The 17,064-nt window shown below is 72.5% G+C and carries 9 protein-coding genes and 1 pseudogene; 4 read left to right on the top strand and 6 right to left on the bottom strand.

The genetic code is table 11. The annotated features are described in order from the left end of the window. Positions 1-152: 152 nt before the first annotated feature. Positions 153-935, bottom strand: coding sequence for an ABC transporter ATP-binding protein (locus ACPPVO_RS07485; protein ID WP_426510518.1), 783 nt, complete (start codon positions 933-935; stop codon positions 153-155). Positions 936-1,014: 79 nt separating this feature from the next. Between ACPPVO_RS07485 and ACPPVO_RS07480 the strand changes: the two genes are divergently transcribed. Both ACPPVO_RS07480 and ACPPVO_RS07475 read left to right on the top strand, forming a co-directional pair. Then, positions 1,015-1,983, top strand: a complete 969-nt coding sequence (locus tag ACPPVO_RS07480; RefSeq protein WP_426510517.1) for an ATP-binding cassette domain-containing protein — start codon at positions 1,015-1,017, stop codon at positions 1,981-1,983. Continuing rightward, a complete protein-coding gene (locus ACPPVO_RS07475) occupies positions 1,980-2,963 on the top strand; it encodes an ABC transporter permease subunit (RefSeq protein ID WP_426510516.1) in 984 nt (327 codons plus the stop codon). Before ACPPVO_RS07480 ends, ACPPVO_RS07475 begins: the two co-directional genes overlap by 4 nt. Positions 2,964-2,982: 19 nt before the next feature. Here ACPPVO_RS07475 and ACPPVO_RS07470 read toward each other — a convergent pair whose 3' ends face one another. Then, complete coding sequence (locus ACPPVO_RS07470; RefSeq protein ID WP_360369214.1) at positions 2,983-4,155, bottom strand: ROK family transcriptional regulator; 1,173 nt, start codon at positions 4,153-4,155, stop codon at positions 2,983-2,985. A gap of 195 nt (positions 4,156-4,350) precedes the next feature. Between ACPPVO_RS07470 and ACPPVO_RS07465 the strand changes: the two genes are divergently transcribed. Continuing rightward, a complete protein-coding gene (locus ACPPVO_RS07465; protein ID WP_426510515.1) occupies positions 4,351-5,802 on the top strand; it encodes a glycoside hydrolase family 3 protein in 1,452 nt (483 codons plus the stop codon). 80 nt (positions 5,803-5,882) lie between these two features. On the opposite strand, the gene ACPPVO_RS07460 is transcribed toward ACPPVO_RS07465, so the two are convergent. Then, a complete protein-coding gene (locus ACPPVO_RS07460; protein ID WP_426510514.1) occupies positions 5,883-10,766 on the bottom strand; it encodes an NAD-glutamate dehydrogenase in 4,884 nt (1,627 codons plus the stop codon). Between the two features lie 190 nt (positions 10,767-10,956). Here ACPPVO_RS07460 and ACPPVO_RS07455 point away from each other — a divergent pair, with 190 nt between their 5' ends. Beyond that, positions 10,957-12,846, top strand: coding sequence for a penicillin-binding transpeptidase domain-containing protein (locus tag ACPPVO_RS07455; RefSeq protein ID WP_426510512.1), 1,890 nt, complete (start codon positions 10,957-10,959; stop codon positions 12,844-12,846). Positions 12,847-14,355: 1,509 nt separating this feature from the next. Here the strand turns inward: ACPPVO_RS07455 and ACPPVO_RS07450 are convergent. The 3 genes and pseudogenes from ACPPVO_RS07450 to ACPPVO_RS07440 form a co-directional block, all read right to left on the bottom strand. Next, positions 14,356-15,256: pseudogene (locus ACPPVO_RS07450) on the bottom strand (arginase family protein); the annotation flags it as partial. Between the two features lie 11 nt (positions 15,257-15,267). Continuing rightward, on the bottom strand, positions 15,268-16,167 hold the full coding sequence (locus ACPPVO_RS07445) for a tetratricopeptide repeat protein (protein ID WP_426510511.1): 900 nt from the start codon (positions 16,165-16,167) through the stop codon (positions 15,268-15,270). 22 nt (positions 16,168-16,189) lie between these two features. Further along, positions 16,190-17,044, bottom strand: a complete 855-nt coding sequence (locus ACPPVO_RS07440; RefSeq protein ID WP_360369199.1) for an ABC transporter ATP-binding protein — start codon at positions 17,042-17,044, stop codon at positions 16,190-16,192. Between the last annotated feature and the right edge of the window lie 20 nt (positions 17,045-17,064).

Here is a 17,064-nt window from a genome sequence, read left to right as displayed (position 1 = left end):
GGAAACCGGGACCGGTCGGGCGCCCCGCCCGGCCGGCCCAGCCCCGCGCACCTGAACGGGTCGAATGGCGCGAATGGCCCGTCGGGCGATAAATCCGATAAGTCGCGGCGCGGAGCGCCCGACTTATCGGACGCCGGCGCGCAGCGCAGCGCTCAGGACGACTGCGCGTGGAAGCGGCCGTCGACCGTCGTCAGGGTCAGCGGCAGCCCGAACGTCTTCGACAGGTTCTCGGCCGTGATCGTGTCGTGCACGAGGCCCTGCGCCACGACGCCGCCGTCGCGCATCAGCATGGCGTGGGTGAAGCCCGGCGGGATCTCCTCCACGTGGTGCGTGACGAGCACGGTCGCGGGGGCGTCGGGGTCGGCGGCCAGCTCGGCGAGGCGGCGCACCAGGTCCTCGCGGGCGCCCAGGTCCAGGCCGGCCGACGGCTCGTCCAGCAGCAGCAGCTCCGGGTCGGTCATGAGGGCCCGCGCGATCTGTACCCGCTTGCGCTCCCCCTCGGACAGCGTGCCGTACACGCGGTCGGCGAGCGGCGCGACCCCGAGCTGGTCGAGCAGCGCCAGGGCGCGGCCCTCATCCATGGTGTCGTAGGCCTCGCGGTAGCGCCCGACCACGGCCCACGACGCGGTGAGGACCACGTCGCGCGCGGTCTCCTCGAACGGCAGCCGCAGCGCGTTGGAGGAGAAGCCGACGCGGGTCTTGAGCTCGGCGACGTTGGTCCGCCCGAGCCGCTCGCCGAGGACGGTGACCGTGCCGCTGGAGGGGTGCATCCGCGCGCCGGCCAGGTTGAGCAGCGTGGTCTTGCCGGCCCCGTTCGGGCCGAGGATCACCCAGCGCTCGTCCAGCTCGACCTGCCAGCTCACCGATCGGATGAGGTGGTTGCCGTTACGGGTGACCGTCGCATTGTCCACGGCGATGACAAGGTCATCTGACACATGCCAATCCAACCACGCCTCACATATCGACCGCTGCCGGGGCTACACGGACGTGACGAACGCCGTATTGTGCGCTTCGATGACACCCGCACTGGAAATCGACGGTCTGGTCAAGACGTACCAGAGCGTGTTCGGACGGCCGCGGGCCGCGCTCGACCGGCTCGACATGCTGGTCGAGCCGGGGCAGATCCACGGGTTCCTCGGACCGAACGGCTCGGGCAAGTCCACGACGCTCAAGACCCTGCTCGGGCTCCTGCGCCCCGACGGCGGGCGCATGCGGATCTTCGGCGAGCCGGTGCCGCAGCGCCAGGCCGAGGTCGCCCCGCGGGTGGGCGCGATCGTCGAGGCACCGGCGTTCTTCGGCAACGTCACCGGGTACAAAACCCTGTCCCTGCTGGCGAAGGCCGGCGGGGTGCCGAAGCAGCGGATCGGGGTCGTGCTCGACCAGGTCGGGCTCTCCGACCGGTCGGAAGACATGGTGCGGACCTACTCCCTCGGCATGCGCCAGCGCCTCGCGGTCGCGTCGGCGCTGCTGAAGAACCCCGACCTGCTCATCCTCGACGAGCCCAACAACGGGCTCGACCCGGCCGGCGTGCGCGAGATGCGCGACCTGCTGCGCGGCCACGCCGCGCAGGGCAAGACGGTGGTCATCTCCAGCCACATCCTGGCCGAGATCGCCCAGATCTGTGACTCCGTCACGATTATTTCCCGCGGTCGTACGGTCGCCGCCGGCCCGGTCTCCGAGGTGCTCGCGGTCGCGGACAAGGGCGCGTACCGCGTCCGCGTCGACGACCACGAGCGCGCGGCCCAGATTCTGGCCGAGGCGGGCGCGGACGTGAGCATCGCCGGCGACCACCTCGTCGTGCACGACCTCGCCGAGCCGGCCTGGGTGTCCTACACGCTCGGCGTCAACGACATGTGGGTCCGCGAGCTCGCCCCGGTCGCACAGCTCGAGGACGCGTTCCTCACCATCACCGGCGGCGGCCCGCGCGGCTCCTTCCGCCCCGTCGACGACTCCGAGTGGACGACCCGGGAGCACACGGCATGAGGCACCTGTTCGCCGCCGAATGGTCCCGGCTGTTCAGCCGCCGCATCACGCTCGTCACCGCGCTGCTCGTCGGCGGGATGCTGGCCTTCATCACCTTCGGCTTCACGCTCACCGGCAGCAGCCCCACGCCGGCCGAGGTCACGCAGGCGGAGCAGCGCGCCGTGCCGCTGGCCCAGCTCTGGGACCAGCGCACCGAGCACTGCAGCCGCGTCCAGAGCGGCCTGGAGCAGGCCGAGCCCAACGAGGACCTCCCGCGCGCCTGCGACTACGGCCCCCGCCCGACCGCCGACTCGCTGCTCGACTACGGGTTCTCGTTCCACCGCCAGTGGCCGTCGCTGTACTACGGGGCCGCCGTCCTCTTCGCCCTCGCCGGCTTCGTGCTGGGCGCCTCGTTCGTCGGGGTCGAGTGGAGCTCCGGCGGCATGTCGAGCCTGCTGCTATGGGCTCCCCGCCGCGGCTCCGTGCTCGGCGCCAAGCTGCTCGCCGCGCTGGCCGGTGTCGGCCTCGTCTCGCTGGTGTACCTCACGCTGTGGACCGGCGCCTTCCTGGCCATCTCCGCGGGCAACGGCACCGTGAGCCAGATGACCGCGGGCGAGTTCGGGTCCCTGCTGCTCACCGCGCTGCGCGTCGTGTTTCTGGCCATGGCCGGCACCGCGCTGGGCTTCTCGGTCGCCTCGATCGGCCGCCACACGTCGGCCGCCCTGGGCGTCGGCATCACCTACCTGCTGCTGTGGGAGTTCGGCAGCACCGTGGTCTTCACCGTCGTGGAGACCACCGACTACGCCGAGCCGTACCGCCTCTCCAGCTACGCCCGCGCCTGGCTGCGCAAGGGCGTCCTGCCCGACGAGGGCGGCGTCGGGACCGTGGCGAGGTCGACGTTCAAGGCCAGCTGGGAGACGGGCGGCCTGGTGATCACGGCGGTGGTGGCCGCGGTGGCCGCCGCGGCCTTCCTGTCGATGCGCCGCCGCGACGCGCGTTGACGCCCACGGCGTGAAACTTTCACGCCGTCGAGCCGAAGACCTCCTCGCGTACCGCGTCCAGGCCCGTCAGAATCGCCCCGTGCAGCACCGGCTCCGACGTCACCTCGGTTGACACCACGCGCGGGGACACCACCGCGATCGCCGCCACCTCGTGCTGCACGCGCTGGGCCAGGTCCGCTCCGCCGGCCTTGCCCACGTCGCCCGCGAGCACGACGAGCTCCGGGTCCAGCACCAGGCCCACCGACGCCACCCCGAGCGAGATGCGCCGCGCCAGCTCGTCCAGGAAGGGGCTGCCCGCGGTACCGGCGGCGATCGCCGCGCGCACCGCGTCGCCCACGCCGGCGGCCTTGAAGCCGTGCGTCTTCGCGATCCCGCGCACGGCCGCGGCGTCGACCAGGGTGCGGAAGCCGTTCTTCGAGCGGCGCGACGCGTCGCGGCTGACCTGGGTGCCCGCCACCGGCAGGTACCCGATCTCGCCCGCCGCCCCGGCGCTGCCCCGGTGCAGGCGGCCGCCGAGCACGACCGCGGTACCGACGCCGCGGTCCAGCCAGACGAGCACGAAGTCCTGCGCGCCCACGGCCGCGCCCGAGTGCTGCTCGGCGATCGCGGCCAGGTTCACATCGTTCTCGAACATGACGGGCCGGTCGAGGTCCTCGCGCAGGGCGGTGAGCAGGCCACGGTGCCAGCGCGGCAGGTCCCAGGCGAACGTGATCTCGCCGCTCTTGGGGTCGACCAGGCCGGGCGTGCCGAGCACGATGCGCCGGATCCGGTCGAGCGGGGCGCCGGCGACCGAGGCGGCCTCGATGACCGCGGCGTGTACCACCTTGACCGGGTCGTCGCCGTCGCCGATCGCGATGTCGGTGCGCCCGACGATGTTGCCGGTGATGTCCGCCACGCCGGCGACCACGTGCGAGGGGCCGGCCTCGACGCCGACGACGTACGCCGTGGCCGGTACCACCGCGTACATCTGCGCGTTCGGGCCCCGCCCGCCGGCCTGCTCGCCCACGCGGGCCACGAGCCCGCGCTCCTCCAGGCGCTCGACCAGTTGCGACGCGGTGACCTTGGACAGCCCGGTCAGCTCGCCGAGCTGGGCGCGGGTGAGTGGGCCGCGGCTCAGCAGCAGCTCGAGGGCGGCACGATCGTTGAGGGCGCGCAGCAGCCGTGGCGTGCCGGGCAGTCGGGCGGAACTCATCGTGACGAAGACCCCTAGTATTTAGGAAACTTTCCTATTAGCGTGCCACAAGCAACCTATTCGGAGAGCGTACGGCCGGACCAACCACTCGGCCTACGCACAACCGGTCAAGAAGCTCTTACGATCGTGGATAGCGCATCGGACGAGTGTGCAGCCCCGCCGCCGCACCCCCGTCCGCGCTGAGGGGGGAACATCGTGTCGACCGATCCCGGACTCCGCCGGCTGGCCCTGGGCACGCTGCTGGGCGCCTTCCGCGGGGAGGAGGCCCCCGCGTGGGCCGTGGACCTCCTCGCCGAGGGGATGGCCGGGCACCTGCTCTTCGGATTCAACATCGTCGAGCGCGAGCAGCTCGCGAAACTTACCGCGAGCCTGCACGCCGCGCGCGAGGGCGTCCTCATCGCCATCGACGAGGAGGGCGGCGACGTCACCCGCCTGGCGCACCGGGCGGGCAGCCCCTACCCGGGCAACGCCGCGCTGGGGGCGCTGGGCGATCCCGCCGTCACCCGGAGGGTGTACCGCACCATCGGCGCCGAGCTCGAGACGCTCGGCATCAACCTCAACCTCGCGCCGACCGTGGACGTCAACACGGCGGACGACAACCCGATCATCGGTACCCGCAGCTTCGGCGCCGACCCGATCGCCGTCGCCACCCACACCGCGGCCGCCGTGCTCGGCCTGCAGGGCGCGGGCGTCGCGGCGTGCGCCAAGCACTTCCCGGGCCACGGCGCGACGCTCGCCGACTCGCACCGCGAGCTGCCGACCGTAGACATCGACGCCGCCCTGCTGCGCGGCCGCGAGCTGCCGCCCTTCGCCGCCGCCATCGAGGCCGGCGCCAAGTCGATCATGTCCGCGCACATCCGCGTGCCCGCGCTCACCGGCGACGCCCCGGCCACGTTCAGCCGCGCGGTGCTCGTCGACCTGCTGCGCGGCGAGCTGGGCTTCACCGGCGTCGTGGTGACCGACGCGCTGGAGATGCTGGGCGCGGCGCGGTACGCGGGCGGCATCCCCGAGGGCGCGATCCTGGCCCTGGCCGCGGGGGCCGACCTGCTCTGCATCGGCGCCGACATCGACGAGCAGATCACCAACGCGTGCGCGGACGAGATCGTGGCCGCGGTCGGCGACGGGCGCCTCCCGCTGGACCGCCTCGAGGAGGCCGGCGCGCGCGTGGCCGACCTCGCCGCGTGGACGCGCAGCGGCGACCGCACCGACCGCGAGGAGCCGGGCCTGGGCTACCCCGCGGCCCTGGGCGCCGTGCGCATCGAGGGCACCCACGACCGCGCGGCCGCGCCCCTGATCGTCCAGCTCGAGTCGGAGTCGTCGATCGCCGCCGGCCGCGTGCCCTGGGGCCTCGGCCCGCACGTCAACGGCACCGAGCAGGTGCGCATCGTGGCCGACCGGGCCGACCCGGCCCAGCTGCGCGCCCGCGCGGCCGCGCGCCCGATCGTGGTCGTCGGCCGCAACGTGCACCGCCTCCCGGGCGCCCGCGCGCTGGTGGAGACGCTGGCCGAGACCCACGCGGTGACCGTGGTCGAGATGGGCTGGCCGTCGTCGTGGCGGCCGTCGGGCGCCCGCGCGTTCATCACGACGTGGGGCGCGAGCCACGCCAACGGCCGCGCGGCCGCGGAGACGCTGGGCCTGGCCGCCTGACCTGATCAACGAAGCGCGGCCGGACAAGCAGGTGGGCGGTCCCCTCCGGAGAGGGGGCCGCCCAGCCTTGCCAGTAGCCGCTACGCGGCCGAGGCCCGCACCAGCGTGCGGATCTGCCGCAGGAGCACCGACAGCGCCGCCAGGTCCCCGGGCGACTCCCCGAACTCCCCGATCGCGTTGCGCGTCCGCGCGATCGACGTCGCGTTGCTCTGCTCCCACTCGTGCACCCGCGCCTCGGTGTCCGCCTCCGGCGAGGTGGCGTTGAGCACCTCCGCGGTGAGGGCGGCCAGCGCGGCGTACAGGTCGTAGCGCAGCGCCATCCGGGCCAGCGTCTGCCACCGGTCCTCGCGCGGCAGGTCGGAGATCCGCGAGAGCAGGTCGTCGACGCGGAAGCGCTCGGAGAGCAGGTAGTAGACCGTCGCCACCTCGTTGACGTCGCGGCCGGTCGTGGACGCGACCTCGACGATGTCGAGCAGGCCGAAGCCGTACATGATGCGGGTCGTGCTGTCCGCGATCTCCTCGGGCAGCCCCAGCTCCCGCAGCCCCTCGGCGTTGGCGTGCAGCGAGTCGCGCTCGCGGCCCCGGAACAGCGTGTCCAGCTGCGGCAGCAGCCGGGCGATGCCGGGGCGCAGCCGCGCGATCTCGGCGGGCACGTCGATGGGCAGCCGCCGGTTGGAGACCAGCCAGCGAACCGCCCGGTCGAGCAGGCGGCGCATCTCCAGGTACACCGCGGTCTGCGACTTCGTCGGGATCCGGTTGTCCAGCGACTCGACCGCGCGGCGCAGCTCGCTCAGCCCGTACACCTCGTTGACCACCACGGAGGCGCGCAGGACGTCCGAGGCCCCGGCGCCGGTCTCCTCGGAGGCGCGGTGGAAGAACGACGTGCCGCCGCGGTTCACCGCCTCGTTGACGACGGCCGTGGTGACGATCTCGCGGCGCAGCGGGTGCTCGGCCATCGCCTCGGCGAAGCGCTCGCGCAGCGGGGTCGGGAAGTACCCGAGCAGCACGTCGGTGGTCCACGCCTCGTCCGGCAGGTCGGAGTCGAGGATCTCGTGCTCCAGCACGATCTTGACGTACGAGAGCAGGACCGCGAACTCGGGTGAGGTGAGCCCGACCCCGCTGGCGGCGCGCTCGTCGAGCTGCTCGTCGCTGGGCAGCCCCTCCAGCGCGCGGTCGAGCTGGCCGCGGCGCTCCAGGTCGGCGATGAGCCGCTTGTGCACCGGCAGCAGCGAGCGCGACTGCGCCCGGGCGTTGCCCAGCGCCGTGGCCTGGTCGTAGTTGTCGCGCAGGACCAGCTCGCCGACCTCGTCGGTCATCTCGGCCAGCAGCGGGTTGCGATCGGCCGGCTCCAGGTCGCCCGCGGCGACCGCGCGGTCGAGCAGGATCTTGATGTTGACCTCGTGGTCGGAGCAGTCGACGCCCGCCGAGTTGTCGATGAAGTCCGTCGCGATGCGGCCGCCGTTGAGCGCGTACTCGATGCGGCCCCGCTGGGTCAGGCCCAGGTTGCCGCCCTCGCCGACGACCTTCGCCCGCAGCTCACGGCCGTTGACGCGGAGGTAGTCGTTGGCCTTGTCGCCGACGTCGGCGTGCGACTCGCCGGTCGCCTTGACGTAGGTGCCGATGCCGCCGTTCCAGAACAGGTCGACCGGCGCAGCGAGGATCGCGTGCATGACGTCGTTGGGCGCGAGCGGCCCGGGCGCGGTGATCCCGAGCACCTCGCGGGCCTCGTCGGACAGCACGATCGACTTGGCCGTCCGCGAGAAGACGCCACCGCCGGGCGAAATGACCGATCTGTCGTAGTCGTCCCAGGACGAGCGCGGGAGCTCGAACATGCGCCGCCGCTCGGCGAAGGAGGCGGCCGCGTCGGGTGCGGGGTCGATGAAGATGTGCCGGTGGTCGAACGCGGCGACCAGGCGGATGTGCGGCGAGAGCAGCATGCCGTTGCCGAAGACGTCGCCGGACATGTCGCCGACGCCGACCACGGTGAACTCGGTGGCCTGGGTGTCGAGGTCGAGCTCGCGGAAGTGCCGCTTCACCGACTCCCAGGCGCCCTTGGCGGTGATGCCCATCTTCTTGTGGTCGTACCCGGCCGACCCGCCCGAGGCGAAGGCGTCGCCGAGCCAGAAGCCGTACCGCAGCGAGATCTCGTTGGCGATGTCGGAGAACGTCGCGGTGCCCTTGTCGGCCGCGACGACGAGGTACGGGTCGTCGGGGTCGTGGCGCACCACGTCCGGCGGCGCCACGACCTTGCCGCCGTCGAGGTTGTCGGTGACGTCGAGCAGGGCCGAGATGAACAGCTGATAGCAGGCCACGGCCTCGTCGCGGTCGCCCGGCTTCTCCTTGAGGACGAACCCGCCCTTGGCGCCGGTCGGCACGATGACGGCGTTCTTCACCATCTGGGCCTTGACCAGGCCGAGGATCTCGGTGCGGAAGTCCTCGCGCCGGTCGGACCAGCGCAGCCCGCCGCGGGCCACGGAGCCGAAGCGCAGGTGCACGCCCTCGAAGCGGGGCGAGTACACGAAGATCTCGAACCGCGGCCGGGGCGCCGGCAGGTCCGGGATCGACTGCGGGTCGAGCTTGAACGCGGTGTACGACTTCGGCCGCCCGCCGTCGCCGCGCTGGAAGAACGACGTGCGCAGGGTCGCCTGGATCAGGTGCAGGAAGGAGCGCATGATCCGGTCCTGGTCGAGGCTGGTGACCTCGTCCAGGTCGGCGTTGATCGCGGCGACGAGCTCCTTGGACTGCACCGAGCGCGTGGCCTCGGACAGCTGCAGGCGCGGGTCGAACCGGGCCGCGAAGAGCGCGACGAGCTTGGAGGCGATGGCCGGGTACGCCAGCAGCGTCGTCTCCATGTAGTCCTGCGAGAAGACCGTGCCGGCCTGGCGGAGGTACTTCGCGTAGGCCCGCAGCACCACGACCTCGCGCCAGGTCAGGCCGGCCTTGAGCACGAGGCTGTTGAAGTTGTCGACCTCGGCCTCGCCGCGCCACGTGGCCGAGAACGCGTTCTCCAGGTGCGGGCGCACGTCGGCGATGTTCCGGGAGTCCGGGGGCAGCTGGAGGCCGAAGTCGTACAGGTAGATCGTCCCGTCGGCCCGCACGACCTCGTAGGGCCGCTCGTCGGTGACCCGCACGCCGAGGGAGTGCAGCACCGGCAGCACGGCGGAGAGGATCATCGGCTCGCCGTAGCGGAAGACCTTGAAGCGGATGTCGGACTCGTCCTGGCGGCGGCGGTACACGTGCATGACGAGCTGGCCCGGCTCGTCGAGCAGCTCCAGCTTGGCGACGTCCTTCACCGCTTCGTAGGGCGTGTGCTCGTCCTTGTAGGTGTCCGAGATCGCCCCGCCGTAGCGCTGGTACAGCACCTTGGCCTGGTGCTCGTCGTTGAGCTTGCGCTCCAGCACCAGCCGGAAGTCGTCGTCCCAGAGCCGGGTCGCCTCGGACAGGCGCTCGGTCAGGTCGTCGACGTCGACCCAGCCGGGCGGGTTGCCGGGCTCGGTGCGCACGATGAAGTGCACGCGCGCGAACTTCGACTCGCTGACCCGGGTGGTGTAGTCGACCCCGACGCCGTTGAGCTCCGCCAGCAGGATCTGCTGGATGCGCAGCCGGTTGGCCGTGGTGAACCGGTCGCGGGGCAGGTAGACCAGGCAGGAGATGAACCGGCCGTACGCGTCCCGGCGCAGGAAAACCCGCAGCTGGCGACGGCCGGCCAGGCGCAGCACGCCCATGACGGCCTTGTAGAGCTCGTCGGTGCCGATCTGGAAGAGCTCGTCGCGGGGGTACGTCTCGAGCGTCTCCATCAGGTCCTTGCCCGAGTGCGAGCGCGGCGACAGCCCGGAGCGCTCGACCACCTCGGCGACCTTGCGCTTGACGACGGGGAGGTCGCGGACGCTGGTGCGGTACGCCGAGGAGGAGAACAGCCCGAGGAAGCGCCGCTCGCCGATCACGTTGCCGTCGGCGTCGAACATCTTGAAGCCGATGTAGTCCAGGTAGGCCGAGCGGTGCACGGTGGCCCGGGAGTTGGCCTTGGTGATGATCAGCAGCCGCTTCTCCAGCGCCTTGGCGTAGGCCTCCGCGGTCATGGAGGAGAGCACCCGGGGCTGCACCTGGTCGCCGCGCAGGATGCCCAGGCCGCTGCCCAGGACCGCCTGCAGCAGCTCCTCGCCGTCGTCGCCGCGGATCAGCTTGTACTGCCGGAAGCCCAGGAACGTGAAATGGTCGTCGACGAGCCAGCGCAGCAGCTCGACCGAGTCGGTGATGTCCTTGTCCGGCACCGGCAGCTGCGCGGAGCCGAGCTCGTCGGCCAGGGCCAGCGCCTGGGTGCGCATCTTCGGCCAGTCCTCGACCGCCTCCCGCACGTCGTTGAGGACGCGGGCCAGGTCGGTGCGCAGCTCCTCGAGCTCGGCCTCGTCGCGGATGCGGTCGACCTCGATGCGGATCCAGCTCTCGACCATGTCGCCGGCCGCCGCGTCCTCGGGCTCGACGCCGACGCGGACCGCCTCCAGCGCCCCCAGCGGGGCCCGGTGCACCACCACGAGCGGGTGCACGAGCAGGTTGACGTCGATGTTGCGCGAGGACAGCGCGCTCGTGACCGAGTCGACCAGGAACGGCATGTCGTCGGTGACCATCTCCACCGAGGTGCCGCCGGTGACGCTCAGCCCGAGGCGCAGCTTCAGCTCGCCCGGCAGGCGCTGCTGCGCCAGCTCCAGGTGCGAGTGGGTGGCCTCGACCATCTTGGCGACGTTGCAGGACGCCAGCTCTTCGTCGGGAACCAGGCGCCAGTAGGCCGCGACCAGTTCGGGATCGGAATCCTGCGCGGTGGCCAGTACGACCGCCTCCGCGACCAGATGCTCCGCGTTGGGCACTGACTGCTCCAGCTCGTCGTCTTCGACCGCCGCTTCGGGGGTCCGCGCGCCGCGTAAGTCGCGCGCGTCGTCCTTCACCGGGGTTGCCCCAGGCCGATTCATCGGTTGTTCTCCCCTCGCCCACCACGTTGTGGGTTGTCCGCCCTCAGCCTAAGACTCTTCGCGGGGTATGCCTCAGTCCGGTTCACCATCGTCGTGTACCCGATCAAGCGGGGCTCGGCGTAGAGAATTGTCCTACTTATGCGATCTTGGGGCGTGCGGAACCGTGCTTTCATAGCGCAGAATCGCCCACATGGCCGTTTCGATCCGTCGTGTCACCGCACTCGTCGCCGCCGTGGCGCTGCTCGGCACGCTGCCCGCGTGCTCCAGCAAGCCGCCGGACGACTCGCTCAAGACCTTCCTCGGGGCCTGGGAGCAGGGCAACATCGGCGGCCTGAAGTTCTTGGGTCAGGACGGTAAAGCCCTCTCCGGCGACGCGGCGCAGAAGCTGTGGACGACCGTCGCCGGCGACCTCGCGGCCCACCCGCCGAAGCTCACCCTCAAGGGCGCGCCGGTGGTCAAGGACGACAACAGCAGCGCCGTCGTGCACGTGGCGTGGCCGGTCGCCGACTCGACGTGGGAGTACGACACGACGGTCGACGCCAAACGGGTCGACAAGCAGTGGACGGTCGTCTTCGGCGCGAAGACCATCAACCCCAAGCTCGAGCCGACCGACAAGCTGGCGGTCCGCAAGACGGCGGGCACGCGCGGCAGCATCCTCGACGGCGCCGGCCAGCCGATCGTGAGCAGTAAGCCGGTCGTGACGGTCGGTGTCCAGCCGCGCTCGATCACCGACATCAACATCGTGGTCAAAAATCTGACAGACGCGTTCAAGCAGGCGAAGGTCGACGTCGACGTGTCGGGCCTGCCGGACAAGGTGAAGAAGGCCGCGCCCGACGCCTTCGTGCAGATCGTGACGCTGCGCAAGGAGGTCTTCGACCCGATCGCGAACAAGCTGAACTCGACGCCGGGCGTGATCACCCGCAACTCGACGCAGGCCCTGGCCCCCTCCGCGCAGTTCGCCCGCGCCCTGCTGGGCACGACCGGCGAGGTGACGAAGGAGATCATGGACAAGAACCCCGGCAAGTACCAGGTCGGGGACGTGGTCGGGCTGGCCGGGCTGCAGCAGAAGTACGACGGCGACCTGCAGGGCAAGTCCGGCGTCAAGGTGATCGTCTCCATGCCGCAGGGCACGCCCGACAAGGAGTTCTTCGCCTCCGACCCCACCACCGGGACCTCGGTGAAGCTCACCCTCGACGTCAACATGCAGAACGCGGCGGAGCAGGCCCTCGCGGGCGAGACGCGGCGCTCGGCCCTGGTAGCGATCCGCATCAGCGACAACAAGATCGTCGCGGTCGCCAACGGCCCCGGCGCGGCCGCGAACAACTTCGCGCTCGTCGGCCAGACCCCGCCCGGCTCGATGCTCAAGGCCGTCACCGCGCTCGCGGTGCTGGACAAGGGCATGACCGGCGAGTCGGTCGTGGCCTGCCCGAAGACGCTCACGGTCGACGGCCGCACGTTCAAGAACTCCCACGACGAGGAGCTCGGCAACGTACCGCTGCGCACCGACTTCTCGAAGTCCTGCAACACGGCGTTCGCCTCGCTCGCGCCCCAGATCGCCCCCGACGGCCTGGGCAAGACCGCCCAGTCGCTGGGCCTGGGCGTCCAGTGGGACCTCGGCACCGACGTGTTCAGCGGCAAGATCTCGGTGAACGGCTCGAAGGCCGAGCAGGCGGCGGCCGCGTTCGGCCAGGGCACCAACCTCGTCTCGCCGGTCATCATGGCGGCCGCGGCGGCGGGCATCGCACGCGGGCAGTGGAAGCAGCCGCAGCTCGTGCTGGAGCCGGCCCCGAAGAGCCCCGCGGCCGACGGCCCGCAGCTCAACCAGGCCTCGGTGGACGCCCTGCGGCAGATGATGCGCGAGGTGGTCACCGAGGGCACCGCGAGCCAGCTCAAGAACCTCCCGGGCGACCTGCGGGGCAAGACGGGCACCGCCGAGTACGACAACGACCCCGCCCACACCCACTCGTGGTTCATGGGCTACCGCGGCGACATCGCCTTCTGCGTGTTCGTCGAGAACGGCGGCGCCTCGACCGCGGCGGCCGTCCCGATCGCCGGCAAGTTCTTCCAGACGGTCGGCTGACCTGGCGCGGCGGCCGGGCTCCCCGTCGGGACCCGGCCGTCGCGGTCGCTCAGCCCGCGGGCTCTTCTTCCTCGACGGGCGTACGGGCGGCGGGCACGACATCGGTCAGCGGCGACTCGGGCGAGTCGTCAGCGCCGCGCCGGGCGGCCTGGGCGGGCACGAACGGGCCGTTGCCGCCGCCGCGCTTGAGCCCGCCGGGCCCGAGCGAGTCCCGGGGCAGCGAGTCGAGCGACAGGGACGCGGAGCGGCTGTACCGCCCGAGCAGCCAGGCCGGCTTGTCCGCCGCCGGATCGCCCTGGTCGCCACCCACGTCGCCGGGCTGCTCATCCGCCGGGTCGGACCGGAGCACGGCGGCGCGCTCCTCGTCCGCGGGCCACTCGTCCCAGCCGTCCACGCCTCCACGACGGCCGCCGCCCTCATCTTCGCGACGACCACCGTCCTCGTATCCACGAAGACTGCCGTCCACGTCTCCGCGGAGACCACCGTGCACGCCGCCGTCCTCATGTTCGCGGTGGCCGCCGTTCACGCCCGCGCGGAGACCATCATCCACGCCCGCCCCGATGCCGCTGTCCTCATCTCCGCGACGGCCACCGTCCACGCCCCCGCGGAGGCCGCCGTCCTCATGTTCGCGGTGGCCGCCGTTCACGCCCGCGCGGAGACCATCATCCACGCCCGCCCCGATGCCGCTGTCCTCATCTCCGCGACGGCCACCGTCCACGCCCCCGCGGAGGCCGCCGTCCTCATGTTCGCGGTGGCCGCCGTTCGCGCCCGCGCGGAGACCGCCGTCCGCGTCTCCGCGACGGCGATCGTCCTCCACTTCCCCTCGCAGGTCCGCCCCCTCGCCCGACATGTCGGAAATGTCGGGAGGAGTGAAGTCGGGTGATGGGGATGCGAACACCGGGGCAGCGCTCAAGCCGGCGCCGGGCTCGACCGAAACGGACCCGGCAGGTGCAGCGGGCGAGCCGAAATCAGCGGGCCACGACCCGGCGGGCGAAGTCGGCGTCGCGGCCGAGATCGGAGCGGCAGGTGACGTCGGGGTGGCGGCCGAAACCGGGGCGGCCGGGAAAGTCGGCCCGGCGGCGGGTGACGTCGGCGCGGCCGGCGAAGTCGGCGCGGCGGCCGGAGACGTCGGCGCGGCGGCCGGAGACGTCGGCGCGGCGGCCGGAGACGTCGGCGCGGCGGCCGAAGACGTCGGCGCGGCGGCCGAAGACGTCGGCGCGGCGGCCGAAGACGTCGGCGCGGCGGCCGGGAAAGTCGGCGTGGCGGCCGGGGAAGTCGGCGTGGCGAAGGTGCCCCAGTCGGCGAGCGACGACCCGCCGGACAGCAGCTCCCCCGGCGTCAAGGGCGAATGCCCCTCCGGCGACGGCCGCAGCGGCGGCAGCGATGCCGGCGGCCGGGGTGTCGCCAGCGGCGGCGCGGAGACCGGCGGCGCCGACACCGGGTCGGCGAACGGCGGCGCCGAGATGACCGGGTCCGGCGAGGCCGCCACGAGGGCCGACGACGTGATGAGCGGCTCCAGCCCGGCCACGAGCACGTCGACGACCTCCGCCGCGTACTGCCCGTCCGGGTCGTAGTCCGGGTCGAACACGGTGACCTGCGCGCCCAGGCAGCGCGGGTCGGCGATGAGCCCGCTGAGCAGGATCTCCAGCTCGCGGTACGCGATTCCGCCGACGTCCGGGGCGTCCACCGCCGGCATCACGGCCGGGTCGAGCACGTCCACGTCGATGTGCACCCAGAAGCCGGCGCAGTCGCGCAGCTGGTCGCGGGCCCACTGCGCGGACCGGGCGGCCCCGTCCGAGCGCAGCTCCGGCACGGCGCGGGCGACGATCCCGGCGGCCTGCAGGTCGAGGCGGTACTCGTCGTGGGTGCGGATGCCCAGCAGCGCTACGTCGACGTCGCGGAAGTACGGCCGGCGCTGCTCGATCGAGGCGAGGTTCGCCTGGCCGCGGCCGGTCGCGAGGGCCAGCGCCTCGCCCGCCGCGGCGCCCACGTAGGAGGCGTTGCCCTCGTGGCGGAAGTCGGAGTGCCCGTCGACGTAGACCAGCCCGATGCGCCCGCCGGCCTCGTTCTGGTAGCGGCGCATCGCCAGGCCGGCGCCGAGCAGGATCGAGCAGTCCCCGCCGAGCACGAGCGGGAAGTCGCCGGCGCCGAGGATCGAGCCGATGCGGTCGGCGAGGCGCTTGACGTACGTGGCGATCTCGGCCGACTGGGCCACGCCGTCGCCGGGCTGCCACCCCGCCGGGTCATACCGCGGCGGGGTGATGCAGCCGGCGTCGCGGGCACCCAGGCGGGCCAGCAGGTTGTGGTCGCGCAGCGCGCCGGGCGCCTTGGCGCAGCCGGGCACCGAGGATGCGGTCGGTGGCCGTAACCCCAGGTTGCTCGGCGCGTCGACGACGGCGATGCGGCGCATGGCGGCCGCCGTCAGAACAGCGCGCTCGCCAGTGCCCGGCGGGCCTTGGCGACCGCGGGGTCGTCGGGGCCGGCGACACTGAACAGCGAGAGGAGGTGCTTGCGCACGGCCTCGCGCTCGTCGCCCGCCGTGCGGCGGATGAGTCCGACCAGGCGCGTGTACCCCTTGTCGGCCTCGCCGGTGAGCACCTCGACGTCGGCCGCGAGCATCTGCGCGTCGAGGTCGTCGGGGGCGGCCTGGGCCGCGGCGAGCACGCCCGCCAGGTCGATGCCGTCGGTGCGGCGCAGCAGCCCCACCTGGGCGAGCCCGGACTCGGCGACGATGTCGTTCGGGGTCTCGGCGAGGATCTTGCGGTAGGCGGCCTCGGCGGCGTCGAGGTCGCCGTCGGCCATGGCGTCGTCCGCGTCGAGCAGGCGAGGGTCCTCGGGCTGCTCGACCTCGACGCCGGCCGCCTTGAGCACCGCGTCGATCCACTGGCGCAGTTGCGGCTCGGGCAGCGCCTGGTTGAAGGCGTCGACCGGCTGACCACCGACGATGGCCACGACGAACGGGATGTTCTGGATGCGGAACATCTGCGCGAGGCGTGGGCTCGTCTCGATGTCGACGCGGGCGAGCGTCCAGGTGCCGCCGCCCTCGGCCGCGAGCTGGGTCAGCAGCGGCGAGAACTGCTGGTCGGGCGCGCTGCCGGCGACGTAGAAGTCGACGACGACCGGCACCGTCAGCGAGCGCTGGATGACGTCCTGCTGGAAACTCGCCTCCGTGACCTCGATCACGTTGGCGCCGCCGGGGACTCCCGCGGCGGCCTCGGGGGCGGACCGCTGCGCCGTGGCCGCGGTATTGCGGGCGGCCAGGGCGCCGAGGTCCACCGCCCCGCGGGTGAAGATCGACTGAGACTGGCGTGGGTCCGTCATGGCCCTAGTTTTGCACGTGGCCCTAGTGCTCTGCCGCAAGTGATCGGTCAGATCCACCCGCAACCAGTGTGACTGACCCGTCGATGTGCTCGACGGTGAAGAGCGTCCCCGGCGGGAAGTCGCCGAGAACCTCCGGTGGCAGCTGTACCGTGCCGTCGCCCGCCACCACCGCGAAGTCCTGCCCGTCGCGCCCCTCGGCGCCGACCCGGCCGTCGCGGATGGTCACGGCGCGCCCGAGCCGGGTGCCGACGTCCCCGTCGTGGGTGACGACGACGATCGTGGTGTTGCGCTCGCGGTTGACGGTCTCGAGGGCCTCCAGGACCTCGTCGCGGCCGTGCGTGTCGAGCTGGCTGGTGGGCTCGTCGACGAGCAGCAGGCCGGGGCCGGCCGCGATGCCGACGGCGAGCGCCGCGCGCTGCCGGGCGCCGGGGGCGAGCTCGTCGATGCGGGCGCGGCCGAGCCCGGGCAGGCCGACGAGGTCGAGGATGCGGTCCGGGTCGTCGAGCTTGATGCCCTCGGTGCGCGCCGCCCGCCGCTGGGCCAGCCAGATGTTGCGGTGCAGCGAGGCGTACGGCAGCAGGTTGCGCGCCGCGCCCTGCAGCACCACGCCGATCTCGGTCCCGCGCAGCCGGGCGATCTCGCCGTCGGAGAGCTTGCCCATGTCGTACGTGCCGATGTTGACCCGGCCGGCCGACGGCCGCATGAGCCCGGCGAGCAGGGCGATGAGCGTCGACTTGCCGGAGCCCGAGGGCCCGACGAGGGCCAGCGTCTCGCCCGGCCCGATCGACAGGTCGACCCCGGCCAGCGCGACGACGTCGCCCGCCTCGGCCCGGTAGATGTGCACGACCCGCCGGCAGGCGACCGCCAATCCGTTCATCGCGTCCCCATTCCCTCGCT

This window comes from Dactylosporangium sp. McL0621 (genome assembly GCF_049995355.1).
Classification (GTDB): domain Bacteria; phylum Actinomycetota; class Actinomycetes; order Mycobacteriales; family Micromonosporaceae; genus Dactylosporangium.
Note: the sequence above shows the minus strand (reverse complement) of the source record. Positions and strands in the feature narration are given on the sequence as shown.

Excerpts from the sequence above, each read along its gene's own strand:
- ACPPVO_RS07480 (WP_426510517.1), top strand. The coding sequence starts at position 1,015 with ATGACACCCGCACTGGAAATCGACGGTCTGGTCAAGACGTACCAGAGC.
- ACPPVO_RS07475 (WP_426510516.1), top strand. The coding sequence starts at position 1,980 with ATGAGGCACCTGTTCGCCGCCGAATGGTCCCGGCTGTTCAGCCGCCGC.
- ACPPVO_RS07470 (WP_360369214.1), bottom strand. The coding sequence starts at position 4,155 with ATGAGTTCCGCCCGACTGCCCGGCACGCCACGGCTGCTGCGCGCCCTC.
- ACPPVO_RS07460 (WP_426510514.1), bottom strand. The coding sequence starts at position 10,766 with ATGAATCGGCCTGGGGCAACCCCGGTGAAGGACGACGCGCGCGACTTA.
- ACPPVO_RS07455 (WP_426510512.1), top strand. The coding sequence starts at position 10,957 with ATGGCCGTTTCGATCCGTCGTGTCACCGCACTCGTCGCCGCCGTGGCG.
- ACPPVO_RS07445 (WP_426510511.1), bottom strand. The coding sequence starts at position 16,167 with ATGACGGACCCACGCCAGTCTCAGTCGATCTTCACCCGCGGGGCGGTG.
- ACPPVO_RS07440 (WP_360369199.1), bottom strand. The coding sequence starts at position 17,044 with ATGAACGGATTGGCGGTCGCCTGCCGGCGGGTCGTGCACATCTACCGG.